The 25,657-nt window shown below is 67.6% G+C and carries 20 protein-coding genes, 1 tRNA gene, 1 rRNA gene and 1 pseudogene; 21 read left to right on the forward strand and 2 right to left on the reverse strand.

The window, feature by feature from the left end; translation table 11 throughout:
- Positions 1-119: 119 nt before the first annotated feature.
- The 18 genes from rrf (at position 120) to der (ending at position 19,151) form a co-directional block, all read left to right on the forward strand.
- A 5S ribosomal RNA gene (gene rrf / locus BJQ94_RS06520) occupies positions 120-236 on the forward strand.
- A 103-nt stretch (positions 237-339) separates the two neighbouring features.
- On the forward strand, positions 340-2,538 hold the full coding sequence (locus BJQ94_RS06525; protein ID WP_275875572.1) for a primosomal protein: 2,199 nt from the start codon (positions 340-342) through the stop codon (positions 2,536-2,538).
- The gene (locus tag BJQ94_RS06530; protein ID WP_265398917.1) at positions 2,474-3,556 is read left to right on the forward strand and encodes an HAD-IIA family hydrolase; all 1,083 of its coding nucleotides are present in this window, start codon (positions 2,474-2,476) and stop codon (positions 3,554-3,556) included. Before BJQ94_RS06525 ends, BJQ94_RS06530 begins: the two co-directional genes overlap by 65 nt.
- A gap of 10 nt (positions 3,557-3,566) precedes the next feature.
- A complete protein-coding gene (locus BJQ94_RS06535) occupies positions 3,567-3,833 on the forward strand; it encodes a hypothetical protein (RefSeq protein WP_265398916.1) in 267 nt (88 codons plus the stop codon).
- On the forward strand, positions 3,830-4,777 hold the full coding sequence (locus BJQ94_RS06540; RefSeq protein WP_265398915.1) for an SAM-dependent methyltransferase: 948 nt from the start codon (positions 3,830-3,832) through the stop codon (positions 4,775-4,777). The genes BJQ94_RS06535 and BJQ94_RS06540 overlap by 4 nt, the downstream gene beginning before the upstream one ends.
- Positions 4,778-4,782: 5 nt before the next feature.
- On the forward strand, positions 4,783-5,703 hold the full coding sequence (locus BJQ94_RS06545; RefSeq protein ID WP_265398914.1) for an NAD kinase: 921 nt from the start codon (positions 4,783-4,785) through the stop codon (positions 5,701-5,703).
- Positions 5,704-5,712: 9 nt separating this feature from the next.
- Positions 5,713-7,434, forward strand: a complete 1,722-nt coding sequence (recN, locus tag BJQ94_RS06550; RefSeq protein WP_265398913.1) for a DNA repair protein RecN — start codon at positions 5,713-5,715, stop codon at positions 7,432-7,434.
- Positions 7,435-7,451: 17 nt separating this feature from the next.
- Complete coding sequence (locus BJQ94_RS06555) at positions 7,452-9,140, forward strand: CTP synthase (RefSeq protein ID WP_275875593.1); 1,689 nt, start codon at positions 7,452-7,454, stop codon at positions 9,138-9,140.
- A complete protein-coding gene (locus tag BJQ94_RS06560; protein ID WP_265398912.1) occupies positions 9,133-9,807 on the forward strand; it encodes an NUDIX hydrolase in 675 nt (224 codons plus the stop codon). Before BJQ94_RS06555 ends, BJQ94_RS06560 begins: the two co-directional genes overlap by 8 nt.
- Positions 9,804-10,721 (forward strand): site-specific tyrosine recombinase XerD, encoded by a 918-nt coding sequence (xerD, locus tag BJQ94_RS06565; protein ID WP_265398911.1) that lies wholly within the window; start codon positions 9,804-9,806, stop codon positions 10,719-10,721. The genes BJQ94_RS06560 and xerD overlap by 4 nt, the downstream gene beginning before the upstream one ends.
- Positions 10,722-10,981: 260 nt before the next feature.
- Positions 10,982-12,217, forward strand: a complete 1,236-nt coding sequence (locus tag BJQ94_RS06570) for a low temperature requirement protein A (RefSeq protein ID WP_265398910.1) — start codon at positions 10,982-10,984, stop codon at positions 12,215-12,217.
- Between the two features lie 272 nt (positions 12,218-12,489).
- Positions 12,490-13,377 (forward strand): ParA family protein, encoded by an 888-nt coding sequence (locus tag BJQ94_RS06575; protein WP_265399812.1) that lies wholly within the window; start codon positions 12,490-12,492, stop codon positions 13,375-13,377.
- A 106-nt stretch (positions 13,378-13,483) separates the two neighbouring features.
- Positions 13,484-14,251 carry a ScpA family protein gene (locus BJQ94_RS06580; RefSeq protein ID WP_265399923.1) on the forward strand — a complete coding sequence of 256 codons (768 nt, stop codon included), beginning with the start codon at positions 13,484-13,486 and terminating at the stop codon, positions 14,249-14,251.
- 151 nt (positions 14,252-14,402) lie between these two features.
- Positions 14,403-14,996, forward strand: coding sequence for an SMC-Scp complex subunit ScpB (scpB, locus tag BJQ94_RS06585; RefSeq protein ID WP_265399813.1), 594 nt, complete (start codon positions 14,403-14,405; stop codon positions 14,994-14,996).
- The gene (locus tag BJQ94_RS06590; RefSeq protein WP_265399814.1) at positions 14,993-15,811 is read left to right on the forward strand and encodes a pseudouridine synthase; all 819 of its coding nucleotides are present in this window, start codon (positions 14,993-14,995) and stop codon (positions 15,809-15,811) included. The genes scpB and BJQ94_RS06590 overlap by 4 nt, the downstream gene beginning before the upstream one ends.
- 53 nt (positions 15,812-15,864) lie before the next feature.
- The gene (locus tag BJQ94_RS06595) at positions 15,865-16,947 is read left to right on the forward strand and encodes a prephenate dehydrogenase (protein WP_265399815.1); all 1,083 of its coding nucleotides are present in this window, start codon (positions 15,865-15,867) and stop codon (positions 16,945-16,947) included.
- A 4-nt stretch (positions 16,948-16,951) separates the two neighbouring features.
- A complete protein-coding gene (gene cmk / locus BJQ94_RS06600) occupies positions 16,952-17,638 on the forward strand; it encodes a (d)CMP kinase (RefSeq protein WP_265399816.1) in 687 nt (228 codons plus the stop codon).
- Positions 17,631-19,151 (forward strand): ribosome biogenesis GTPase Der, encoded by a 1,521-nt coding sequence (gene der, locus BJQ94_RS06605; RefSeq protein ID WP_265399817.1) that lies wholly within the window; start codon positions 17,631-17,633, stop codon positions 19,149-19,151. Before cmk ends, der begins: the two co-directional genes overlap by 8 nt.
- 600 nt (positions 19,152-19,751) lie before the next feature.
- On the opposite strand, the gene BJQ94_RS06610 is transcribed toward der, so the two are convergent.
- Positions 19,752-20,291, reverse strand: a complete 540-nt coding sequence (locus BJQ94_RS06610) for a hypothetical protein (protein ID WP_265399818.1) — start codon at positions 20,289-20,291, stop codon at positions 19,752-19,754.
- A 418-nt stretch (positions 20,292-20,709) separates the two neighbouring features.
- On the opposite strand from BJQ94_RS06610, the gene BJQ94_RS06615 reads away from it, so the two are divergent.
- The 3 genes from BJQ94_RS06615 to BJQ94_RS06625 all read left to right on the forward strand — a co-directional run bounded on the left by BJQ94_RS06615 (position 20,710) and on the right by BJQ94_RS06625 (position 22,413).
- A tRNA-Pro gene (locus tag BJQ94_RS06615) sits at positions 20,710-20,786 on the forward strand.
- A 178-nt stretch (positions 20,787-20,964) separates the two neighbouring features.
- Positions 20,965-21,219 carry a helix-turn-helix domain-containing protein gene (locus tag BJQ94_RS06620; protein WP_265399819.1) on the forward strand — a complete coding sequence of 85 codons (255 nt, stop codon included), beginning with the start codon at positions 20,965-20,967 and terminating at the stop codon, positions 21,217-21,219.
- 21 nt (positions 21,220-21,240) lie between these two features.
- The gene (locus tag BJQ94_RS06625; RefSeq protein WP_265399820.1) at positions 21,241-22,413 is read left to right on the forward strand and encodes a tyrosine-type recombinase/integrase; all 1,173 of its coding nucleotides are present in this window, start codon (positions 21,241-21,243) and stop codon (positions 22,411-22,413) included.
- A 295-nt stretch (positions 22,414-22,708) separates the two neighbouring features.
- Here the strand turns inward: BJQ94_RS06625 and BJQ94_RS06630 are convergent.
- Positions 22,709-25,642: pseudogene (locus BJQ94_RS06630) on the reverse strand (hypothetical protein); the annotation flags it as partial.
- Positions 25,643-25,657 lie beyond the last annotated feature (15 nt).

Raw genomic sequence — 25,657 nt, forward strand, 5'->3', positions numbered from 1 at the left:
GTAAAACTCACGGCTCGCGGGAGGGGGAGGGGTGTTGTCCTGTACACTGGAGACATCGAAGCTTGATGGTTCGAAACGACTTGGTGCGCCAGCCTTCGCGGCAGCGCATCGCACGATGTTTCGGCGGCCATAGCAAGAGGGAAACGCCCGGTCACATTCCGAACCCGGAAGCTAAGACTCTTTGCGCCGATGGTACTGCAGGGGGGACCCTGTGGGAGAGTAGGACACCGCCGGACTTAACTTAGTCAAAATGGCCACCCATTCGGGTGGCCATTTTGACGTTAACGTACGCTGGAGAAGTAGTCCGGTACGTATAGCCACACCTACAGGAGATAAACAGTGACCCCCACGGAACGCAACGGGAACGACGCACGCGACAACGGAAGCGGCGATCGTCGAACCGGCGGCTACCAGGGAGGTCGCGGCGGGTCGGACCGGCCCCGCCAGGACGGCGCACGACCGCCGTACCGTGGCAACACCGGCGGCAACGACCGTCCCCAGCGCGATGGGGAGCGTCCTCCTTACCGTGGCAACAGCGACCGTCTGCAGCGCGATGGCGACCGTCCCGCGTACCGTGGCAACTCCGACCGTCCGCAGGGCGGGGAGCGCGCGCCGTACCGTGGCAACAGCGACCGCCCGTCTTACAACTCCGACCGTCCGGCGCAGGGCGGCGAGCGTCCGCCCTACCGGGGCAACGGCGACCGTCCGGCGCAGGGCGGCGAGCGTCCGCCCTACCGTGGCAACAGCGACCGTCCGCAGCGCGATGGCGATCGTCCCGCGTACCGCGGCAACTCCGACCGTCCGCAGGGCGGGGAGCGCGCACCGTACCGGGGTAACTCCGACCGTCCTGCCTACAAGGGCAACAGCGACCGTCCGTCCTACAACTCCGACCGTCCGCAGCGCGATGGCGAGCGTCCTCCGTACCGGGGCAACTCCGACCGTCCGGCGCAGGGCGGCGAGCGAGCTCCGTACCGTGGCAACAGCGACCGTCCCGCATACAAGGGCAACTCCGACCGTCCGCAGCGCGATGGCGACCGCCCGCCGTACCGCGGCAACAGCGACCGTCCGGCCTACAACTCCGACCGTCCCGCGCGTGACGGCGACCGCCCGCCGTACCGCGGCAACAGCGACCGCCCGGCCTACAACTCGGACCGCCCCGCCTACAAGGGCAACTCTGACCGTCCCCAGCGCGACGGCGACCGTCCCGCGTACAAGGGCAACAGCGACCGTCCGGCCTACAACTCCGACCGCCCTGCCTACAAGGGCAACTCGGATCGTCCGGCGTACAAGGGCAACTCCGACCGTCCGCAGCGCGACGGCGACCGTCCCGCGTACAAGGGCAACAGCGACCGTCCGGCGTACAAGGGCAACTCTGACCGTCCGCAGCGCGACGGCGACCGTCCCGCGTACAAGGGCAACAGCGACCGCCCCTCGTACAAAGGCAACTCCGACCGTCCCCAGCGCGACACGGAGAACAAGCCGTGGCTGAAGGACAGCGCCCGCGGCGGTTCACCGACCCGCGCCGGCGCTCCGCGCGACGCCGGGAAGAAGCTGTGGACCCGCGACGGCGCCCCGGCCCGTAATGACCGCGACGCCCGCGTCGTGGAAGAGGAGATGACCGAAGAGCAGCGCATGCAGCGCGAGCTGCGTTCGGTGCGCCCGCGTCACGACGACCCCGAGCTGCCCGACGACATCACGTCGGAAGACCTGGACCGCATCGCCCGCAACGAGCTGAAGACCCTCACCAAGGACAACGCCGAGGCCGTGGGCCGCCACCTGGCCATGGCCGCCCGGGTCATCGACGAAGACCCCGAGCTGGCTCACCGCCACGTGATGAGCGCCGCGCGTCGTGCCGGCCGCATCGCCGTGGTGCGCGAGAGCCTCGCCATCACCGCTTACGCCACCGGCGACTTCGCCCTGGCACTGCGGGAACTGCGCACCTACCGCCGTATCTCGGGCTCCAACGCCCAGCTGCCGCTGATGGTGGACAGCGAACGCGGCGTCGGCCGCCCCGACCGCGCCCTCGAGCTCGGCCGTTCGGTGGACCGCTCCACCCTGCCGGCCGGCGTGCAGGTGGCCCTGGCCATCGCCATGTCGGGTGCCCGGCTCGACCTGGGGGAGACCGAGGCCGCGCTCAACGAGCTTGAGATCGCCCAGCTCGACCCCAAGACCGCGTTCTCCTACAGCTCCGAGCTGTTCGCGGCCTACGCCGAGGTGCTCGAGGAACTCGGCCGCACCGACGAAGCCGAGCTCTGGAACGACCGCGCCTCCCGCGCCGACGCCGCCCTGAACGGTGACGTCGACGAGACCATCGAAATCGTCGAACTCGACGACGAAGAGTTCGACGAGGACGAAGACGAGTCCGACGAGGACGAGGAGGAGTCCGAGGCGGACGACGCCGACGTGCCCGACGAACTCGAGACCGCCGACGACACCATCACCATCACCGAGACCGAGGACACCGCTTCAGCCGATGACGAATCCACCGACGGCGCCGAGGGCGTGGACGAAGATCCTGAAACGACGCCCGTTGACTGAGCCGGCCACGCCCCTGGCCGGCATCGACGTGGTGCTCGCTGACCTCGACGGTGTCGTCTACGCCGGACCGCACGCCATCCCGTTCGCGATCGACGGCCTCAACAAGGCCGCCGAGAGCATCCGGGTGGGCTACATCACCAACAACGCTTCGCGTACGGATGCGTCCGTGGCCGGCCACCTCACCGACCTCGGCCTCACCGTGGCACCGTCCGACGTGGTCACCTCGCCTCAGGCGGCCATGCGGCTGCTCGTGGACCAGGTGCCCGCCGGATCGCGCATCATGGTGGTGGGCGGCGACGGCCTGGTGGACGAACTGCAGAAGCACGGCTTCGAGGTGACCCGGTCCGCCGAGGACAACCCCGCCGCCGTGGTGCAGGGCTTCGCGCCCGACGTGGGCTGGACCCAGCTGGCCGAGGCCTGCTTCGCGCTGAACGCCGGCGTCACGCCGGACGGCGACTACCCCGGCATCCCGTGGATCGCGACGAACACCGACTGGACCATCCCGCAGGCCCGCGGCATCGCGCCGGGCAACGGCACGCTGGTCTCCGCGGTGCACACCGCGGTGGGACGCCTGCCCCTCGTGGCCGGCAAGCCCGAGATCCCGATCTTCCTCGAGGCCATCAAACGCTTCGACGCCACCGCGCCGCTGTTCATCGGCGACCGGCTCGACACCGACATCCTCGGCGCCAACCGCGCCGGGATCCCGTCGGTGCTCGTGCTCACCGGCATCGACAAGGCCAAGCAGGCCCTCGCGGCCGGCCCGGAGGAACGCCCCACGTTCATCCTGGAAGACCTGCGCCAGCTGCACGAACCGTACCCGCAGACCGTGTTCTCCAAGGACAAGTCCCAGGCCACCGTCGAGGGCGCCAGCGTGCGCATCCACGGCGCCGACGTGGAGATCGTGAACGTCGGCGACGACGGAATCAACCTGTTGCGGGCGGCCTGCGCCGTGATCTGGGCATCCGGCCGGCCGATCTATGGGCTGAACGTTCCGGAGAGTCTCTATCTCGGACGGTAGCCTAGGAAGCGTGAGTGCAGACGGAGTAGACCAAGCACGACAGGCCGGCGGGCCCACCCCCGGTCGGCCGGGCCCGCGCCCCACCCCGTCTGCGCCGACGCCCGTTCCCGGCGCCGACACTCCCGCACCACCCGTTCTGGGCGGTGAACTCGAGGCCCGCATCGCGGCCATCGAGGCGCTGCCCCTCGCCGACCGGGCCGCGGCATACTCCGAGCTGCACGACAGTCTGCGCGACCACCTCGAAGGTGGCGACGTGCCCCGATCGAAGGCCGAATGACCACCACGAGCACGGCACAGCCAGACCCCGACATGGGGACCCCGCAGGGCGACACCCCGGCACCGCCCCGGTCCGCCCCACAGCCCACCAGCGTGCCGATCCGCCCGCCCATCGCGCCCGCTAGCGAACCTGTGCTGTCGCCGACGGGGGAGCAGCGCCTGGACTCCGCGCTCTACGAACGCGGCCTGGTGCGCTCCCGCACCGTCGCCGCCCGGCTCATCTCCGAGGGTCTGGTCACCGTGGACGGCAGCCCCGTCGTGAAGGCCTCCGCCAAGGTGCGTGACAGCCAGGTGATCGCCGTCGCCCCCACCGACCACTACGTCAGCCGCGGCGCGCACAAGCTCGTCGCCGCCCTCGACGCCTTCGCCCTGCCCATCACCGGGCGTACCGCGATGGATGCCGGCGCCTCCACCGGCGGGTTCAGCCAGGTGCTGCTCGAACGCGGTGTCGGCCGGATCGTCGCCGTCGACGTGGGTCACGGCCAGCTGTCGCCGACCATCAAGGCCGACCCCCGGGTGACCCTCGTGGAGGGCTTCAACCTGCGTTACGCCACCGCGGAGTCCATCGCGGCCGCCTCCGGTGTGCCCGAGCGCGCCGACCTCGTCGTGGGCGACCTCTCGTTCATCTCCCTCACCACGGTGCTGCCGGCCCTGGTGGCCACCGCCGCCGAGGGCGCCGACTTCGTGCTGCTGATCAAGCCGCAGTTCGAGGTCGGTCGCGGCGGCATCCGTGAAGGCGTCGTGCACGACGCGGGCCTGCGCGCCGACGCCGTGTCCGGCGTGCTCTGGGCCGCCTGGGACCTGGGTCTCGGCGTGAACGGCCTGATCGCCTCGCCGATCGCCGGAGCGGCAGGCAACCACGAATATCTCGTCTGGCTGCGACATGGAACCGGCACCAATCCGACAGAATGGATCGATCGGATAACCATCCTGGTAGGAGCGTGACGAGCATGACCGCAACGCCCCGCCACATCCTCGTCGTCGCCCACACCGGCCGGCAGGATTCGCTCGAAGCCGCAGCCACGGTGTGCGAGCAGCTCATCGCCGCCGGCGCCGTGCCGGTGCTGGCCGCCGACGAGCGCAACGACCTGCTCGCCTCCTGCCCGCAACTGAACGGCAGCACCGCCGTGCTCGGCGACACCGTGCAGGCCACCGACCTCGAACTCGTGATCGTGCTCGGCGGCGACGGCACCATCCTGCGTGCCGCCGAGATCGTGCGCGGCTGCTCCGCCCCGCTGCTGGGCATCAACCTGGGCCACGTCGGCTTCCTCGCCGAAAGCGAACGCGACGACCTCGGCGAGGCCGTGCGCCGCGCCCTGCTGCGCGACTACCTCGTCGAAGAGCGGATGACCCTGTCGGTGCGGGTGAAGGTGGACCACGAAGTGGTCTACGAAACCTGGGCGCTGAACGAAGCCACCGTAGAGAAGGCCAACCGGCAGCGGATGATCGAGGTCATCATCGAGGTCGACGGCCGTCCGCTGTCGGCGTTCGGCTGCGACGGCGTGGTGCTGTCCACCCCCACCGGGTCGACCGCGTACTCGTTCTCCGCCGGCGGACCCATTGTCTGGCCGAGTCTGGACGCCCTGCTGCTCGTGCCGCTGAGCGCGCACGCCCTCTTCGCCCGGCCCCTCGTCGTCGGACCGGACTCCTCGCTGGCCGTGGAAGTTCTCGCCCGCGGCGACAGCTCGGCGGTGCTCTGCGCCGACGGCCGCCGCGTGCACGACCTGCCGCCGGGCGCCCGCGTCATCGTGCGGCGCTCCCCGGTGCCGGTGCGGCTCGCCCGGCTGCACAGCGGCCCGTTCACCGACCGCCTGGTGAACAAGTTCAACCTGCCCATCTCGGGCTGGCGGGGCCCGGTCGGTCGTGAGTGAGGCAATGACATGATCGAAGAACTGGTGATCCGCGACCTCGGCGTCATCCGCGAGGCCACCCTGCCGCTCGGCCCCGGCTTCACGGCCATCACCGGCGAAACCGGCGCGGGCAAGACCATGGTCGTCACCGCGCTCGGCCTGCTGCTGGGCGAGCGCGCCGACCCCGGCACCGTGCGGGCCGGCCAGCCGCAGAGCTGGGTGGAGGGCCGCTGGCTGATCGCGCCCGACGGCCCCGTGGCCCAGCGGGTGCGGGACGCCGGGGGAGACCTCGACGGCCCGGAGCTGCTGCTCAGCCGGTCGGTGTCAGTCGAGGGCCGCAGCCGCGCCGTCGTGGGCGGCCGCAGCGCCCCCGCCGGGGTGCTCGGCGACCTCGGCGGCGACCTCGTGGTCGTGCACGGCCAGTCCGACCAAGTGCGGCTCCGCTCCGCCTCCGCGCAGCGCGACGCGCTCGACCGGTTCGCCGGCGCCGAACTCACCGAGGTCCTCACCGACTTCCAGCACGCCTACCACCGCTGGCACGCCAACCAGTCCGAGCTCGACCTGCTCATCGCCGAGCAGGACCGCCGGGCCCGGGAAGCCGAGGACCTGCGCCTCGCGATCGCCGAGATCGAGCTGGCCGCCCCGCAGCGCGGCGAAGACACCGAACTCACCGAACGCGCCGAACGGCTCGGCAACCTCGAAGAACTCCGCCTGGCCGCCGCGCAGAGCCGCGAGTTGCTCTCCGCCGAAGAATCCACCGACGACGCCCCGGATGTCGTGGCCCTGCTCGACGCCGCCCGCCGCCAACTCGACCGGGCCGCGGCGCACGACCCCGCCCTGCCGCCGCTGGCCGAGGCCCTCGCCAACGCCGGGTTCCTCGTGGCCGACATCGCCGCGCAACTCTCCACCTACCTCGCCGGCCTCGACGCCGACGGCGCCCGGGAGCTCGAGGTGGTGCAGGAGCGCCGCGCCGAACTGAGCGTGCTCTCCCGCAAGTTCGCCGGCGGCCTCGACGAGGCCATCGACTTCCTCGACACCGGCAGCAGCCGCCTGGTCGAACTGGACAGCGACTCCGACCGCATCGACACCCTCCGCGCCGACACCGGCGCCGACCGGGAGCTCGTGCAGCGGCTGGCCGACCAGCTCACCGGCATCCGCACCCGCGCCGCCGCCGAACTGGGCACCGCCGTCACCACCGAACTGGCGGCGCTGGCCATGGCCAACGCCCGGCTGGTGGTGGAAATCGACCGGCTCGACGACGTGACGGCCACCGGGCACGACGTGGTGCGCATCCTGCTGCAGCCGCACGCCGGCGCCGAACCGCGCACCCTGGCGCGCGGGGCATCTGGCGGTGAACTCTCCCGGGTGATGCTCGCCATCGAGGTGGTCATCAACGCCACCGACCCCGTTCCCACCTTCGTCTTCGACGAGGTCGACGCCGGCGTGGGCGGAGCGGCCGCCATCGAAATCGGCCGACGACTCGCCCGGCTCGCCGAAACCGCGCAGGTGATCGTGGTCACCCACCTCGCCCAGGTGGCGGCGTTCGCCGGCAACCACCTCAGCGTGGTGAAAGACAGCGACGGGTCGGTCACCGCCAGCAGCGTGCGCCAGCTCACCGGCGACGACAGGGCCGCCGAGATGGCCAGACTGCTCTCCGGCCTGCCCGACTCCAGCAGCGGTCTCGAGCACGCCCGGGAGCTCATCGAACTTGCCCACTCAACCAGCTCCAACGGAGAGGCCCACACTAGGTGATAGGATCGAAGCCCGTGGTGAACAATATAAACGCGGACAAATCAGACGACATTACGAAGCACATTTTTGTGACCGGTGGTGTCGTTTCTTCATTGGGTAAAGGCCTGACGGCGGCAAGCCTCGGCAACCTGCTCACTGCTCGCGGACTGCGCGTTGTGATGCAGAAGCTCGACCCCTACCTCAACGTCGATCCCGGAACGATGAACCCGTTCCAGCACGGCGAAGTCTTCGTCACCGACGACGGCTCCGAGACCGACCTCGACATCGGCCACTACGAGCGCTTCCTCGACATCAACCTCACCCAGGCGGCGAACGTCACCACCGGTCAGGTCTACTCGCAGGTGATCGCCCGCGAACGCCGCGGAGAATACCTGGGCGACACCGTGCAGGTCATCCCGCACATCACCGACGAGATCAAGCGACGGATGCGCCTGCAGGCCAGCGATGAGCCGCGCCCCGACGTGATCATCACCGAGGTCGGCGGCACCGTCGGCGACATCGAGTCGCAGCCGTTCATCGAGGCCGCCCGCCAGGTGCGCCACGAACTCGGCCGCAAGAACGTCTTCTTCGTGCACGTGTCCCTGGTGCCGTTCATGAACGCCTCCGGTGAGCAGAAGACCAAGCCCACCCAGCACTCCGTCGCGGCGCTCCGCTCGCTTGGCATTCAGCCGGATGCGCTCGTGCTGCGCAGCGACCGGCCCGTCTCCGAGTCGAACAAGCGCAAGATCGCGCTCATGTGCGACGTGGACGAAGACGCCGTCGTGAACTGCAAAGACGTGCCCAGCATCTACGAGATCCCCGCCGTGCTGCACGAGCAGGGCCTGGACAAGTACATCACCGACGCCCTGAACCTGCCGGTGAAGGACGTGGACTGGACCGCCTGGCAGCGGGTGCTCGACGCCGTGCGCGAACCCAAGCATGAGGTCACCATCGGCCTGGTCGGCAAGTACATCGACCTGCCCGACGCCTACCTCTCGGTGACCGAGGCGCTGCGCGCCGGCGGTTTCGCGCAGCAGACCAAGGTGAAGATCGAGTGGATCGCCTCCGACACCTGCGAGACGCCCGAAGGCGCCGCCGCGATGCTCAGCGAGCTCGACGGCATCTGCGTGCCCGGCGGCTTCGGCGTGCGCGGCATCGAGGGCAAGCTCGGCGCCCTCAAGTTCGCCCGCGAGAACGCCATCCCCGTGCTGGGCCTGTGCCTCGGCCTGCAGTGCATGGTCATCGAATACGCCCGCAACAAGGCCGGTCTCGAGGGCGCCTCGTCCAGCGAGTTCGACCCGGAGACCGAGTTCCCGGTGATCGCGACCATGGAAGAGCAGGTCGAGATCATCGCCGGCGGCGACCTGGGCGGCACCATGCGCCTGGGCCTGTACCCGGCGGACCTCGCTTCCGGTTCGATCGTGGAGGAGCTCTACGGCGCTCCCGTCGCATCCGAGCGTCACCGTCACCGCTACGAGGTGAACAACAACTACCGCGCCCAGATCGCCGAGGCCGGCCTGTGGTTCTCTGGCACCTCGCCCGACGGCCACCTGGTGGAGTACGTGGAGCTGCCCCGCACCGAGCACCCGTTCTACGTGGGCACCCAGGCGCACCCCGAGCTGCGCTCCCGCCCGAGCCACGCGCACCCGCTGTTCCGTGGCCTGATCGGCGCCGCCTTGGACCGTCAGCAGGCCAGCCGCCTGTTCGAGGTGAAGGAAGATGCCTGAGTCCCTGTCTGACCGCGCCGCGGCCGACGCGTTGCTTCCCCGCATCGAGGATGAGCCGGCTCCCACCGCGGTGACCACGAGCACGGTGCAGTTCGAGGGCCACGTCTGGAACATCCGTCAGGATGCGTTCGACTACAACGGCGCGGAGATTGTGCGCGAGTACGTCGACCACCCCGGCGCGGTCGCGATCCTCGCGCTCGACGACCAGGACCGGGTGCTGCTGATTCAGCAGTACCGGCACCCGGTGCGGATGCGCGAATGGGAACTGCCCGCCGGGCTGCTCGACATCGACGGCGAACACGCCCTCGTCGGCGCGCAGCGTGAGCTGGCCGAGGAGACCGACGTCGTCGCATCCGAGTGGAATGTGCTCACCGAGTTCTACACCTCCCCGGGCGGCAGCAACGAGGTTATCCGCATCTACCTGGCCCGCGGGCTGTCGCCGGCCCCCGAGGCCTTCGACCGCACCGACGAGGAAGCCGACATGGTCACCCGCTGGGTGTCCCTGGACGACGCCGTCGACGCCGCGCTCGCCCGCCGGGTGCAGAACCCGTCGCTCGTGCTCGGCGTGCTCGCCGCCGCCGCCTCCCGCGCACGCGGCTGGTCGTCGCTGGCGCCGGCCGACCTGCCCTGGCCGCGGCATCCGTCGAACTGGGACCACACGGTGTGACCGGCCCCGTGTTCGTCGAGGAGGCCGTGCACTCGTATCTGCGGCACGTCTCGATTGAACGCGGGCTCTCGGCCAACACGGTCGCCGCGTACCGGCGCGACCTGGTCATCTACGCCGGCTGGCTCACGGATGCCGGTGTCACCGACCTGCGCGCGGTCACCTCGTCGCAGGTGAGCGGGTTCGTGCAGCACCTGAGCAGCCGGGTCGAGTCGCCGCTGACCGCGGCGTCGGTGGCGCGCGTGCTGTCCACCGTGCGCGGATTCCACCGGTTTCTGCTCGAGGAATCCCTCGTGGACGAAGACGTGGCGCACGAGACCAAACCGCCCAAGCTGGGCCTCAGGCTGCCCAAGGCCATCTCGATCGAGCAGGTGACCGCGCTGCTGGCCGCGACCGACGGCGAGGAGCTGCCGCAGCTGCGCGACAAGGCGCTGCTCGAGCTGCTCTACGCCACCGGGGCGCGGGTGTCTGAGGTGGTGAACCTCAACGTGGACGACATGCTCGAGGAAGACGTGGTGCGCCTCACCGGCAAGGGCAACAAGCAGCGCATCGTTCCGGTGGGCAGCTTCGCCCGCGCCGCCGTGGACGCCTACCTGGTGCGGGCCCGGCCGGCGCTGTCGGCGCGCGGCAAGGCCACCCCGGCGCTGTTCCTCGGCGTGCGCGGGCACCGGGTGAGCCGGCAGAACGCGTGGTTGATCATCCGTGCCGCGGCCGAACGTGCCGAGCTGGGCATCGAGGTGTCGCCGCACACGCTGCGGCACTCGTTTGCCACCCACCTGCTGTCCGGCGGCGCCGACGTGCGCGTGGTGCAGGAGCTGCTCGGCCACTCCTCGGTGGCCACCACCCAGATCTACACCCTCGTCACCATCGACACCCTCCGCGACATGTACACCACGGCGCACCCCCGAGCCCGCTGAGCGGCGGCGATCGCTGGTCTGGGGGCGTCTCGGTCCCGGTGGTCGAGCTCGTCGAGACCCCGTGACGTGCGTGTGTGTCGTGCCCCGATCGCTGGTCGAGCTGGTCGAGACCTCGTGACGTGTCTCGGGATCGGCTCACCGGGTCTCGACAAGCTCGACCAACGCACTGGGTGCGTTCCGCAGTCTGGCCCGCCGGGTCTCGACAAGCTCGACCAGCGCAGGGGGTGCGGTCTGCGTGCCAGCTCCGCGACAATGGGGGAGTGACCCGCACCTCCCCGCCACAGCCCGCAGCGACGCCGGCCGGCCGCTTCGGCATCCGCCGTAACCTGCTGCGACCCGACGACGCCGAGGGTGCCGACCGCGTCACCTATGTTGAGCTGTTCTTCGACCTGATCTTCGTGTTCGCGCTCACCCAGCTGTCCCGGTACCTCTACGAGAACCAGTCCTGGGAGGGCGCGCTGGAGTCGGCGATGCTGGTGCTCGCGCTGTGGTGGCTGTGGGTGTACACGACCTGGGTGACCAACTGGCTCGACCCGGCCAAGCTGCCCGTGCGCGCGGTGGTGCTCGGTCTCGCGCTGGTGGGCTTCGTGGTGAGCGTGTCGATCTACGAGTCGTTCGGCGACCGCGGCATCGTCTTCGCGCTGGCGTACACCGTGCTGCAGCTGGGCCGCACGGTCTTCATGCTGCTCGCCGTGGCCCGGCACGACGCCGAGTTGCGGCGCACCTTCGTGCGCATCCTCGTTTGGCTGGCGCTCTCGAGCGTGTTCTGGATCGTCGGCGCATTGCTGCCGCTGCAATACCGGCTGCCGCTCTGGTTGATCGCGCTGGCCATCGAATACCTCTCCGCCGGGGTGGGTTTTCGGGTGCCGGGACTCGGCGCCGCCGGGATCGACCGCTGGGACCTCTCCGGCCCGCACATCGCCGAGCGCAGCGCCCTGTTCGTGATCATCGCCCTGGGCGAATCGCTGCTCGTGACCGGGTTCGCGTTCGTCGACAAGGAGTCGTCGGCGGAGAGCATCCTGGGCATGCTGCTCGCGTTCGGCGCGAGCGTGGCCATGTGGTGGCTCTACTTCGACCACAGCGAACGCGCCGGCGCGAAGGCGATCAGTGCGGCCGCGGAGCCGGGACGGATCGCCCGGCTGGCGTACACCTACGTGCACGCGGTGATCATCGCCGGCATCGTGCTCACCTCCGTGGCCGACAAGGAGGTGCTCTCGCATCCGCACGCCCAGATGACCCTGTCGACCGCGGTAGTGCTGGTGGGCGGCCCGCTGCTCTACGTGCTCGGGATGCTGCTGTTCCGGCTGGTGGTGGCGCGGGAGTTGCTCGTGTCGTACCTCGTGGGCGTTGGGGCGCTGCTGGTCGCGTTCGCGGCCGCGTTTGTGCTCACGCCGCTGCAGCTGGGCGCGGTGACCACGGTGGTGCTGATGATCGTGGCCGGCTGGGAGACCGTGGTGCGGGTGCGCGCCGGCACCGACGACAAGAAGGCCGGCTGACCGCTGCTGCCGCTCGCGCTCGCGCCCGCGCCCGGGCCGCGCCGCACCAATCCGCGCGCATCGGCCGCAACTGTTGCCGAAGCGGACAAATGGTCCCGGCACACCGGGTGCAATTGTCCGCATTGGGAACAGTTGGGCACGGGGGAGGGTCGAAGCGGCGGGCGCGGATGGCGCGGGGCAGGTGACGGCACACCGGGGGGCTTGGCGGGGGCGGGCTTGTCTGCTCGGTACAATCGACCAAGTGAACTGCATGACGGATCGAGGACAGCCCAGTGGCGCGTAAGACGGATAGCCGGACGCAGCTTCCCGGACTCGAGGAACTCCCCACCGGCGCAACCGGACGGCCGGTGCAGGTGTTCGACGAACCCGCCCCGCTGAAGGCGCACGGCCCCGCACGCATCATCTCGCTGTGCAACCAGAAGGGCGGCGTCGGCAAGACGACGACCACCATCAACCTGGGTGCCGCGCTGGCCGGCTACGGCCGCCGCGTGCTCGCCATCGACTTCGACCCGCAGGGCGCCCTGTCGGCCGGCCTGGGCGTGCCCACGCACGACGTCACCACCATCTACGACCTGCTCCTCAGCGGCTCCAAGGACCCCAAGGAAGCCATTCAGCAGACCTCGGTGGAGGGCCTGGACATCATCCCGGCCAACATTGACCTCTCCGCCGCGGAGGTGCACCTCGTCAACGAGGTCGCCCGTGAGCAGATCCTGGCCCGGGTGCTGCGCAAGGTCTCCAACGACTACGACGTGATCCTCATCGACTGCCAGCCGTCGCTGGGCATCCTCACCGTGAACGCGCTCACCGCCAGCCACGGCGTGCTCATCCCGCTGGAGTGCGAGTTCTTCGCCCTGCGCGGCGTGGCCCTTCTCATCGAAACCATCGACAAGGTGCGCGACCGGCTCAACCCGGCCATCGAACTCGACGGCATCCTGGCCACCATGTACGACTCCCGCACGCTGCACTCGCGCGAGGTGCTCGAGCGGGTTGTCGACGCGTTCGGCGACCGGGTGCTCGACACCGTCATCGGCCGCACCGTCAAATTCCCGGATGCCAGTGTCGCGGGGGTGCCGATTACCGAGTTCGCTCCGGAGCACGCCGCCGCCAAGGCCTACAAGCAGGCGGCGCGGGAACTGATCCAGCGTGGCGCGGTCGCCTAAGCGGCCCACGGCCGCTCCGGCCCGCGTCGCGGCGACCACCGCGACGGCCAGCGCCGGCACGACCGGATCCGGCGCGAATGGCCCCACGGCCGCACCCGGCTTCTCGGTGGCGCTGCAGAACTTCGAGGGCCCGTTCGACCTGCTGCTCTCGCTGATCGGCAAGCACGAACTCGACATCACCGAGATCTCGCTCAGCCGGGTCACCGACGAGTTCATCTCCTACCTGCGCGGCCTCGACGCCGCGGAGGAGCTCGACCAGGCCACCGAGTTCCTCGTGGTGGCCGCCACCCTGCTCGACCTCAAGCTGGTGGGCCTGCTCCCGCAGGGCGAGCTAGTGGATGCCGAGGACGTGGCGCTGCTTGAGGCCCGCGACCTGCTCTTCGCCCGGCTGCTGCAGTACCGGGCGTTCAAGACCGCGTCGGCGTGGTTTCTCGAGCACCTCGAACACGAGGCCACCCGGCACGTGCGCTCGGTGCGGCTCGAGGAGAAGTACCGCACCACGACGCCCGAGCTGGTCTGGACACTGTCGCTGGGGGACTTCGGCGCTCTGGCCGCGCTGGCGCTCACGCCGCGGGAGCTGCCGACCGTGGGGCTGGAGCATCTGCACGCGCCGCTGGTGAGCATCCGCGAGCAGGCCGCCATCGTGGTGGCGATGCTGCGCGCCAACCAGAGCCTCACCTTTCGGGAGCTGATCGTGGACTGTGCGGCGAAGGGCCTCGTGATCGCCCGTTTTCTTGCCGTGCTGGAGCTGTACCGGCATGGCGCCCTCACCTTCGACCAGATGGAGCCCCTGGGCGAGCTGAGCTTGCACTGGGACGCCGACGGCTGGACTGATGACAACCTTGCGAACCTCGGAGCCGACTATGACGCTTGATGCCAGCACTGCCGCGGTCGAAACAGAGGCTCACGGGGTCTCGACAAGCTCGACCAGCGAAGAAGGCTCGACCGGCGAGACGGGCGCGACCGATCGTGGGTCGAGCTTGTCGAGACCTGGTGACGGGGTCTCGACAAGCTCGACCAGCGAAGTGGGCTCGACCAGCGATGGGGGAGCGACCAGCGGCGGGGGAGCGGTCGCGATTGAGCGGCGGCTCGAAGCGATCTTGATGGTGGCTGATGAGCCGCAGAGCCTGGTGCACCTGGCCACCGCGGTCGCGCATCCGCTGGTGGAGGTGCGCGAGGCCATCCTGCGGCTCGTCGCCGACTTCGACGGCGTCGACGGCACCGTGCGCCGCGGCTTCGAACTGCGCGAGGTGGCCGGCGGCTGGCGCATCTACGTGCGCGCCGAACACGACCCGGTCGTGGCCGACTTCGTGCTCACCCAGAACCCCAGCCGGCTCTCGCAAGCCGCCCTGGAGACCCTCGCGGTGATCGCTTACAAGCAACCGATCAGCCGCGGCGCGGTAGCCTCGATCAGGGCCGTTAACGTCGACTCGGTGGTGCGCACCCTTCTGGGGCGCGGATTGATCACCGAGGCATTCACCGATAGCGAGACCGGCGCGATCAATTACGCCACCACCGACCTGCTGCTCGTGCAGCTGGGAATCAACTCGCTCGACGAGTTGCCACTAATTTCGCCGTTGCTCGCCGACGGTGCGAACGGATTCGAGGATCTACCATGACCGACCACAACGATGGCTACATCGACACCAGCAGCACCAACCCAGACTTCGCCACTAACCCCGAGGCCGCCGCCGACGGCATCCGCCTGCAGAAGGTGCTCTCCGCCGCCGGAGTCGCCTCCCGCCGGGTGAGCGAAGACATGATCAGCTCCGGCCGGGTGCGGGTCAACGGCAAGGTCGTCACCGAGCTCGGCCGCCGCGTGCACCCCGAGACTGACAAGATCGCCGTGGACAACATCGCCATTCAGCTGGACACCAGCCGCCGCTACGTGATGCTGAACAAGCCCGTCGGCGTGGTCTCCTCCATGCAAGACGAAAGCGGCCGGCCCGACCTGCGCCAGTTCACCGAGGGGTACGAGGAACGCCTGTTCAACGTGGGCCGCCTCGACGCCCAGACCAGCGGCCTGCTCATCCTCACCAACGACGGTGACCTCGCCCACGTGCTCGCGCACCCCTCCTTCGGCGTCGCCAAGACCTACATCGCCAAGGTGGAGGGCCGCGTCTCGGCGCAGACCATCGGCAAGCTGCAGAGCGGCATCGAGCTGGAGGACGGCCCCATCGCCGCCGACAAGGCCCGCATCCTCACCAGCCCTCCCGGCGACGGCTTCACCCTGGTGGAGCTCACCCTGCACTCCGGCCGCAACCGCATCGTGCGCCGGATGCTCGACGCCGTCGGCCACCCCGTCGTGGACCTGGTGCGCCGCCAATTCGGGCCGCTGCAGCTGGGCACCCTCCGGGCCGGCGCCGTGCGCGACCTCACTAAAGTGGAACTCGGTCAGCTGCTCACGGTGTCCCGCGCCGAAGTTCAGAAGTAGAGCCCCCGCAGCATCCGTTTCACCCTGTTAACCGCGCAAGTTTGGAGCCGAACGTGGTCGAGTCTCGCCTGATCGGGCCGGTGCGTGTTGTCGGCGCCGGGCTCCTGGGAACCAGCATCGGTCTGGGCCTCACCGCCCGGGGGATCGACGTGATCCTTGCCGACGCGTCGCCGACCAACCTGTCGCTGGCCATCGACTACGGCGCCGGCCGCGCCGCGCGCACCGGCGACGCCCCGCAGCTGATCGTGGTGTGCGTGCCGCCGGATGTGACCGCCGAGATCGTCGCCCGCGAACTCGAGGCATTTCCCGACGCGATCGTGACTGATGTGGCCAGCGTCAAGCTGGCCCCGCTCACCGAGCTGCAGGCGCGCGGCGCCGACGTCTCCCGCTACATCGGCTCGCACCCGCTGGCCGGCCGGGAACGCGGCGGACCCCTCGCCGGCCGCGCCGACTTGTTCATCGGCCGGCCCTGGGTGGTGGCCGCGCACGATGCCATCAGCTACCAGCGCGCCACCGCGATCGACGACCTGATCCTCGACCTCGGCGCCACCCTGGTGGAGATGAGCCCCGCCGACCACGACAACGCCGTGGCCCTGGTCTCGCACGTGCCCCAGGTGATTTCCACCCTGATGGCCCGCCGCCTCACCGACGCGCCCGCCTCGGCGCTCAACCTCGCCGGCCAGGGTGTGCGCGACGTCACCCGCGTCGCCGCGAGCGACCCGGAGCTGTGGGTGCAGATCCTCGGCGCCAACCCCGCCCCTGTGCGGGAGATCCTGCTGGCGCTCCGCGACGACCTCGACCGCTTCATCGGCGCGCTCGACGACCCGTCCGCCCCCGGCGCCCGCCGTCAGGTGGCGGAGGAGATCGCCGGCGGCAACACCGGCGTGGCCCGGCTGCCCGGCAAGCACGGCCAGGACCGCCGTTACGCCAGCCTCACCGTGATGGTCGACGACACACCCGGCCAGCTCGCCCGCCTCTTCCAAGAGATCGGCGAAGTGGGCGTCAACCTCGAGGACCTCCGCCTCGAGCACTCCCCGGGAGCCCAGATCGGGCTCGCCGAGATCAGCATCCTCCCCGAGACGGTCAGCCGTCTCACCTCTGAGCTGGCCGCCCGCGGCTGGCGGATTGTCGGTTAGACGTTTGAGCAAGCACTCCTACCCCCTGTTCGTTGCCATCGACGGGCCTGCCGGCAGCGGCAAGTCCAGCGTGAGCCGGGCCGCGGCCCGCCGCCTCGGCTACGGCTACCTCGACACCGGCGCCGCCTACCGCGCCCTCGCCTGGCACGTGCTGGCGCAGAACATCGACTCGCAGGATGCCGACGCCGTGACCGGTGCCCTCGCCACCTTCGACTACACGATCGGCACCGACCCGGATGCCTACTTCGTGCGGGTGGGGGAGACCGACGTCACCGACGCCATCCGGGAGCCGCAGATCTCGGCCGTGGTGAGCGCCATCGCCCGGGTGCCGGCCGTGCGCACGCACCTCACCGAACTGTTCCGGAGCATTGCCAGGAACGTGCCGCAGCCCGGTGTGGTGGTGGAAGGCCGGGACATCACCACGGTCGTGGCACCCGAAGCTCAGGCGCGCATTCTACTCACAGCAACCGAAGAGGCTAGAATGGCTAGGCGCTCTGCGGAAATATCAACCCAATCGGCCCACACCGTGGCGGAACAGTTGCGATCGAGGGATCGCGCTGACTCCCAGGTAGTGGAATTCATGAGCGCCGCAGACGGTGTGACCACCGTCGACTCCACCCATCTCGACTTCGACCAGACCATTGACGCGGTTGTAGAGGTCATCAATACCGCGAGGAACTCGCATGACTAATCAATTCGACGACACGACGATCCCCGAGCTCGACCCGGAAATCGCGGCGCGCCTGACCGACCTTGACGACGATGACGCCCTGATCTCTCAGCGCGCCCTCGCGCTGCGCACCGGCCTGAACGAGTATGACCTCGATGACGAGGACTTCGACGTTCTCGACTCGATCAGCGACGACCCCGACGCCATCCAGTACCTGCCGGCGCTGCCGGTGATCGCGATCGTCGGCCGCCCCAACGTGGGCAAGTCCGCGCTCGTGAACCGCATCCTCGGCCGCCGCGAGGCCGTCGTGGAGGACACCCCCGGTGTGACCCGTGACCGGGTCACCTACAAGGGCGAGTGGCACGAACGCCGCTTCAGCCTCGTCGACACCGGCGGCTGGGAGCCCGACGCCAAGGGCATCGACCGTTCCGTGGCCATGCAGGCCGAGCTGGCCATCGAACTTTGCGACGTGGTCATGTTCGTCGTCGACGCCAACGTGGGCCCCACCAGCACCGACGAGGCCGTCGTCAAGCTGCTCCGCAAGAGCGGCAAGCCCGTCTTCCTCATCGCCAACAAGGTCGACGACATCCGCCAGGAGCCCGAAGCGGCCAGCCTGTGGGCGCTCGGCCTCGGCCAGCCCTGGCCGGTCTCCGCGCTGCACGGTCGCGGTGTGGCCGACCTGCTCGACGCGATCCTCGAAGAGCTCCCCGAGATCTCGGCCGTGGCCAAGCAGGAAGTGGGCGGCCCGCGCCGCGTCGCCATCCTGGGACGCCCGAACGTGGGCAAGTCCAGCCTGCTGAACAAGGTCGTCGGCGAAGAGCGCGTTGTTGTCAACGAGCTCGCCGGCACCACCCGCGACCCGGTCGACGAGCAGGTTGAGCTCGGCGGTCGCGTCTGGCGCTTCGTTGACACCGCCGGCATCCGCCGCCGCGTGCACCTGTCCCAGGGCGCCGACTTCTACGCCTCGCTGCGCACCAGCGCCGCTCTGGAAAAGGCCGAAGTGGCCGTGGTGCTCATCGATGTGACCGAGGTCATCAGCGAGCAGGACGTGCGCGTCATCGACCTGGTGCTCGAATCCGGCCGCGCCCTGGTGCTCGCGTTCAACAAGTGGGACCAGATCGACGACGACCGTCGCCGCTACCTCGAGCGTGAGATCGAGCAGGACCTGGCCCACGTGGCTTGGGCCCCGCGCGTGAACATCTCCGCCAAGACCGGCCGTCACATGGAGAAGCTGGTTCCGGCCCTCGAGCTCGCGCTCGAGTCGTGGGACACCCGCGTCGCCACCGGCAAGTTCAACGCGTTCCTCGCCGAGCTGGCCGCGGAGCACCCGCACCCGGTGCGCAGTGGCAAGCAGCCGCGCATCCTGTTCGGCACCCAGGCCTCCAGCCGCCCGCCGACCTTCGTGATCTTCACCACTGGGTTCCTCGACCCGGGCTACCGCCGGTTCATCCAGCGTCGTCTGCGCGAGGTCTACGGCTTCGCCGGCAGCCCGATCAACATCAGCATGCGCGTGCGCGAGAAGCGCAAGCGCTAAGCCGCACGGCTGGTTCACCGGCCGGTTCGACAGGGCCGTATGCCGACACTTCAGGTGTCGGCATACGGCTTTTTCGCGTCCCCAGACAGGATTAATGGCCGGTCGGGGCCGATTCGAGCGCAAGGTTCGCGCAAGGCCTGCGCAACGTCCGCCCAAGGGCAGCGCAACCGGACGGCCGGGATCCCAGTGCTGGCGCGGAACTGCCGCGGGAACTCCAAAGTAGAGGTTGAAGGTGTGCCCCGGAGGGCCGACACGGGCCGCCGAAAATGCCCTAAGTTCGTCGTGTTGGCAGATTCACCCGGATCAGCCGGCACCACAGATTTACACCCAGCAGCACCACCCCAGTCTCCGCTTCCTAGTGCGGAACTGGGCGCAGCAGATGCCCTTCCGACATTTCCGTGTCCATCGCATTCCAGAGAACCTGGCCCGAAACTTTCGACCGGTCAGTCCTCTGCGTCAGCACAACCGCAGGCCGTCACCCTAATGACGGCCTGCGGTTTTTGTCGTGCCCAAACGGATGCCTGTGCGGCCGCCAGCGGGCAGAGAAATGCCCGGGCCGGTAGTAGGGCACCGGCCCGGGCAAAGCTCCCTGTTCGCGGCTTAGCGCGTGGTGGTGGGGCCGTACGACGAGTCGTCGTCGCCTGACTTGGTCGCGGGCGCATCCGTGGCCGGGGTCTCGGCGGGTGCCGCGGCCGGGGTGGCCTCGGTGGCGTCAGCGACGACGGTGGGGGAGACGGTGGTCGCGGCGGCGGTCTGTGCGGCCTCGGCCTCAACGGCGGCCTTCTCGTCGGCGTCGAAGTCGGTGTCGTCGAAGTCGAAGTCCGGCTCGTCGTCGACGGTGGTCACGGATGCCACGGCCTCGGCGTTGCGGGCCAGTGACCAGGACACGGCGTGCGCGGCGAGGGTGATGAGCACGCCGATCACGCCGGCGCCGATCAGGGTGGCGCCCAGGTTGCTGCCGGACTGCGCACCGAAGTAGGAGACGTAGTCGGAGGACTGCGAGGTGTAGAAGTCGGCCTGGCTGGCGTTGGAGGAGGTCAGGATCAGGTATCCGGCGCCGGTCACGACCACGTCGACCAGCCACAACAGTGCCAGGGCGAGGTTGAACTTGGACAGGGGGCCTGACTTTTTCTGGGACATAACTTCCTTCGTTGTGGGTGCGGCCGATGACGACCTCGCGTCACGCTACGCACCATTCCTATGGACAACCTATGCATAAGCAGGGAATCGCAATTGCCCCACCTGTGCGCCCCTCCAATTTCGCTGGGCACCGCTGGTCGAGCTTGTCGAGACCCCGCACACCGTAGTCGAGATCTCGCCCCGTCGTTGGTCGAGCTTGTCGAGACCCCGCAACCTTTCGACACCCAACGCACCCCCACGCTGGTCGAGCTTGTCGAGACCCGGTGACCCACATGCACTCGAAACTACGTCTCTCCAGCCCCTTGTCAACCACCCAACCCCAGATACACCCCCCAAAGTGAACGCAACCCCTCTCCTGAGGCGGTAAGCTAGTCCAGTTGTCTCCGGTAGATGCCTTCGGGAATCCACTGGGAAACGGCGGGCTGTAGCGCAGCTTGGTAGCGCACCTGACTGGGGGTCAGGGGGTCGCAGGTTCAAATCCTGTCAGCCCGACCAAATGTCCCGGAAACTCAAGGGTTTCCGGGACTTTTTTGGTTAAGAGATTTGATGTTCCCATCACTACCCCATCACTTTCAGCCCAATTCCGCCCCTTTGCCGGCCCTGTCGTGCGGGGTGCTGAGGTCGGTTTCGGTTCCTCCCGATCGTCCGGGATCGCCTGGCACACCTTCGGGGTATGAGCATTCACAACGAGAACCCAACCACTTCTTCCACCGACGACTGGGGCCTGGAGCCCCTGATGGACGTCCACGAGCTGGCCGCCTACCTCGGCATCCCGATCTCCACCGTCTACGACTGGCGGGTGCACGGCAAAGGCCCCGCCGCGTACCGGTTCGGCAAACACCTCAAGTTCGCGATCTCCGATGTGCGGGCCTGGATCGCCCAACAGCGGGAGCCCACCAGCGAGTCCAGGCGCCCCGATCGGCGGTGAGCTGAGGTGCCCCGGCAACGGTTGACTATCGGCACTTTCGGTGACATCAGTACCCGCCAGATGCCGAACGGACGCTACGAGGCGCGAACTCGCTACCGCGACTGGGACGGCCACGCACGCCTGGTGCAGGGCACCGGTGCCACGGCCAAGGCCGCCGAACGGGCACTAAAGGCCAAGCTCGCCGACCGGGACCTGTTCCAACCTGCCGATACGAGCTTGTCGCCGGACAGCCTGTTCAGCGACCTGGTGGTCTACTGGTTGGAGGACATCGACCTGGAGGACCGGATCTCCCGGACGACCCGGAACTTGTATGAGCGCAACATGCGCACCCTGGTCTCGCCCGCCTTTGATCACCTCGCGTTGCGGGAGATCGGGGTGGCCCGGTGCGACAAGTTCATCAAGCAGCTCGCGAAGATTTCCTACAACCGCGCGAAACAGGCCCGGGCAGTGCTGCGGCTGGCCCTGGAGCTGGCGGTGCGGCACGAGGTCCTGCCACGGAACCCGATGGACCACGTCGCCCGCCTGCACCGGGAGCCGCGCGTACCCGCTGCGCTCATGGCGCCGGAGGTGAATGTGATTCGCGCGGCGATCGCGCAGTGGGAGAGCGCTGTCAACCACACGTCCGGGCCCAAGCCGGACGGCCAGCTCGGCGCGATCATCGAGGTCATGCTCGGAACTTCAGCCCGGATCGGCGAGGTCCTGGCCATCCGCCGCCGGGACGTCGACATCACCAGCCCCGTGCCCTCCATCCGGCTGGCCGGCACCATCGTTAGCCGCAAGGGCGAGCAAACCTTCCGGCAGGACCACCGCAAAACAGCCAAGTCCACTCGCGTTGTCGCCATCCCCACGTTCACTTCCGACGCAGTTCGCCGGCGGCTCGCCAAGGTCGGGAGCATGGGCCTGGATGACCTGCTGTTCCAATCCCGGGACGGCACCCCGCTGACAACCGGGAACGTGCGCCGCCAGTTGCGACAGGTGCTCGAGGGCGCGGGCATCAACGGGGTGACCCCGCATCTGTTCCGCCGCACGGTAGCGACCGCGGTCAACACCAACGCCAGCAGCGAACTCGCCGCAGAACTCCTCGGCCACACCGACACCAGGGTCACGATCATGCACTACATCCAACGCAGCGAACTGGTGAACCCGGCCACCGCCGCTCTCCTCGACCGGGCGTTCGCGAAAGAGAAAGACTGAGCACGGTGCCGCCGCGTTCGCGGCATCGTTGCGCCCGGAGCGGGCTGGTATGCAGTGCGTCAGTGACGCGGCTGCTACCGGTCCAGGCAATGGCAGCGTCGACCTAGCCGAGAATTCTCTGCCGAAGAACTGTCGGCCAACGCTTTTTGCATTGGAAGTGCTTGCGTAAGGTGCAGTAGGTAACAGATATCCGAGCGGGACACTCGTGGCACTCGCCGCTCAGCGACATGACGGTTTGCACTCCTCGTGGAATCAGGTGGGAAGGCCACCTGTCTGACCCTGAGAACGAAACTCCTTATGAATACCGGAGGTGGACTTTAAGGGTCGAAAACAGCCCAGGTGCATATTGCGAGACAACCCCGGCGAGTTGGAGGCGATCGAGGATTAGACGGTGCAGTAGCGAGTCGTCAAGTTTGGGTCGGTGGCGTCCTTTGTCCGCAATGAGGGAGTAGGGCTCACCTAGCTGTCGCAGCATTCCTCGAAGTTCGTCGCTGGTTATTCGATCGCCGGCCCTTGCCAAGAGTTCAACAACAATCTGTTGTGAAGCGCCGCCGATGAAGACCATCTCGATTGTGGGCGCGCTGAGGATGATTTTGTTTTGGAGCGCAGCCTCGGCTACCGCCTGATACGCGTCTCTTGGTACGTGCGTGAAGGTCGGCAGCATCGTGGCCACGTGGTTTCGCAGATTGTTGTCGATTCTTGGGCTTCTCATGAGTGGCGCAACGTGCTCGGAAGCTAGCGTCTCTGGCGCGAGCAGCTCTCGGAATCGGGCGGACTTGAGGATGGCGAACTCGAGAGTCGGCCAATCGGTCATGAGCCTGGGCAAGAAGACACTTTCGTTATCCTCGATGAGCTCCGCCTCGACGAGGCGCCCAATAAGCTCACCGGGATCTGGATTGATGGAGCTTGTTGGCAGTCGACCGGGCTCCAGCGAGCGGGCCAAGGTGGCTCGAAGCCCGGGATCCAAGATGGCGCTGGAGGCGTTGACCAAAGTGAGTGCGACCTCGACGCGCTCCTCGACCGTGGCTATGTCGAAACCGGTAATTCCCCCGGCAGCGTGCAACGAGAGCGCGAGCTCAGCGTCGACCTCACCGATCCAGTCCACATAAGCATTCAAATTCGAAAACGTCATCGGCACACGCAGACCCGCGGCCAACGGCGGCCACGCCAGGTGCGGTACATCCGTGAGGTCATTGACCGTGCAGTCGCCATGTGAGCCTGACACAATTGCGGCATAGTCGGCCGCTCGCAACTGGTCCGAAGCATTTAGGACCTCGACGAAAGCGTCTGGGCTCTCGACGGTATGGAACGTCGTCGGAGACTCGTCATAAGCCAGTAAATATTCGTCAATCCGGTCAATCGCATAGGCGAAGATCTCACTGCCCGCTGACTGGAGGGCATCGAGAGAGATGCTCTTGGTCTTGGCGAGGTGTTCCAAGTTCTCCCAGGTCAGCACGTACGCACGGGTTTTCGACAACTCCTCACGCGTAGCGTCGGAGAGACCAACGACGCTGAGAAGGTGAGCTTCTATGCTGGCCACAAACGAGACTGCCTGGCGGGGCGAAGTAGTTGATCCCGCGCCGTTCAGCGACGGGAAGTCCTTATACGCCAGTTCCACAAAGGCTCCTAGCTCATCTGAGCGGTCGTACCGTATGTCGGCGCTGCGCGCCCCGATCGCCCTGTCTAGGGCAGCGACCCGCTCGCCGTGCTCGAGGGATGCGCTCGAGGCCAGATAGGAGAAAATGGAGGGCATATGCGGAGTGAGTTGGGCCACCATCTCGGATTTGGCGGTTCCCGAACTTAGATATTGGTCGATGAAAGTCAGCCCTTCATCCCCTTTGCCGGCAAGGTTCCGACAGATCACAAGGGCGTCAGTAGGCCGCGACACAAGCAAGTAGTCGAGGATTGAGACGTTAAACATGCTGCGCTCGTTGAGGACGGACGCACCCTGGTCCCGAAGGATGGCCTCAACGTCTGCTCCATCGAGGGGGTATTCGGCATCTGCGGTGCCCCGATCGATGCACCGCATCACGTATGTCATTGCATCGGGACGAATCAGTTGTCCGTAGAAAGATGACACGTGAAGATTAAAGTAGGGGGTGATGTAGCCCCCCAGAACGAGGTCAACTGCGAGGCGTGATGGGAGAAGGTGCTCTGCCCAGCCAGCGAAACTCCGTGACTCAGCGTCTTTGCTTTCGGCGTACTGAAACTCCGGCCGCTCGAATAGTTGCTTCCAAGTGTGGCGGCGGAGAAAAGCGGAATTTGTTCGATTGCGACTGATTGTCTCGTTGTCAGCGGCGGCTGTAGTGTCGGCGTGCTCGTCCACATCGATCGCCTCACCCAGCAGGGTTTGGACGGTATCCAGCGGGAGTTCCATCGCCGAATTGTTGTAGTAGCCCTGCACGATCAGGCTGAGCTTGAACTCTGCTCGGGCGAGACCTCTCCAGAAAGCAGGGGTTTCCAGGCGCGCATCTTCGACCGGCGCTCCATCCAGATGCAGGCGTTTGTCAGCAAAAGTGTTTCCGCGGGCGCTCGTGAGCGCAATGACGGTCTTGCGAAGTCGCACCGCCAGAACGGAAGCGCGTTCATCTGCCCCCTGACGCACTGCGATTCGGGTCCTGAGCCTGGCGTCTTGCACACGATTCGCTCTTATATTCGCAGCGACCAGCGCGCGCCATGTGTCGTAAAAGACGTCTATTGACGAAGTACCTTGACGAATGGCTTCGAAATCAGCCATATGCGCGTTCTTGAATAGAATCATCGCAAACAGGCGCTCCGCGTCGAGCTCTGGGACAGGATTTGCGACAGAGATGAGCCGGTGCTTAAAGACTTCGTACTCGTTAACAATGTTGTGGATGAGCCTCATGTCTGCGACATGGCGGGCTGCGAGATCGATCAGGTCTCTAGAGATCTCGTGCCCACGACCGACTAGGAGCTCATGCATTAGGTCTCGCGCGTTCTTATGCGTGATGAAGGGCACTACAGGGACGACAAGTTCGAAGAACTTGGTGCGATTAGCTCGGACCAATTCGGCTCTAGCTTCGTCAGTAGATTCACCGGTGTCGTCTCGACCCAGCTTCTCGAAGACGCTGTCCCGGACTGCATAAATAAACCGGATGTTACGAGCATCGAGCTGACTGGCCGCGTTCAGGAGGCTGTTGAGTGAGCGCAAGGCTTCAAAGATGCGGGGGTCGTTAAACCTATCGAGGTCCTCGACAATAACGATGTCACGGGTGCGGTTAGT

Source organism: Cryobacterium sp. SO2, from assembly GCF_026151165.2.
Lineage (GTDB): Bacteria > Actinomycetota > Actinomycetes > Actinomycetales > Microbacteriaceae > Cryobacterium.

What these genes read in the sequence shown, in the direction of transcription:
- BJQ94_RS06545 (WP_265398914.1), top strand. Translation starts at nt 4,783, where the DNA reads ATGACCGCAACGCCCCGCCACATCCTCGTCGTCGCCCACACCGGCCGG.
- BJQ94_RS06540 (WP_265398915.1), top strand. Translation starts at nt 3,830, where the DNA reads ATGACCACCACGAGCACGGCACAGCCAGACCCCGACATGGGGACCCCG.
- BJQ94_RS06610 (WP_265399818.1), bottom strand. Translation starts at nt 20,291, where the DNA reads ATGTCCCAGAAAAAGTCAGGCCCCCTGTCCAAGTTCAACCTCGCCCTG.
- BJQ94_RS06530 (WP_265398917.1), top strand. Translation starts at nt 2,474, where the DNA reads ATGACGAATCCACCGACGGCGCCGAGGGCGTGGACGAAGATCCTGAAA.
- BJQ94_RS06560 (WP_265398912.1), top strand. Translation starts at nt 9,133, where the DNA reads ATGCCTGAGTCCCTGTCTGACCGCGCCGCGGCCGACGCGTTGCTTCCC.
- BJQ94_RS06590 (WP_265399814.1), top strand. Translation starts at nt 14,993, where the DNA reads ATGACCGACCACAACGATGGCTACATCGACACCAGCAGCACCAACCCA.
- recN (WP_265398913.1), top strand. Translation starts at nt 5,713, where the DNA reads ATGATCGAAGAACTGGTGATCCGCGACCTCGGCGTCATCCGCGAGGCC.
- BJQ94_RS06620 (WP_265399819.1), top strand. Translation starts at nt 20,965, where the DNA reads ATGAGCATTCACAACGAGAACCCAACCACTTCTTCCACCGACGACTGG.
- der (WP_265399817.1), top strand. Translation starts at nt 17,631, where the DNA reads ATGACTAATCAATTCGACGACACGACGATCCCCGAGCTCGACCCGGAA.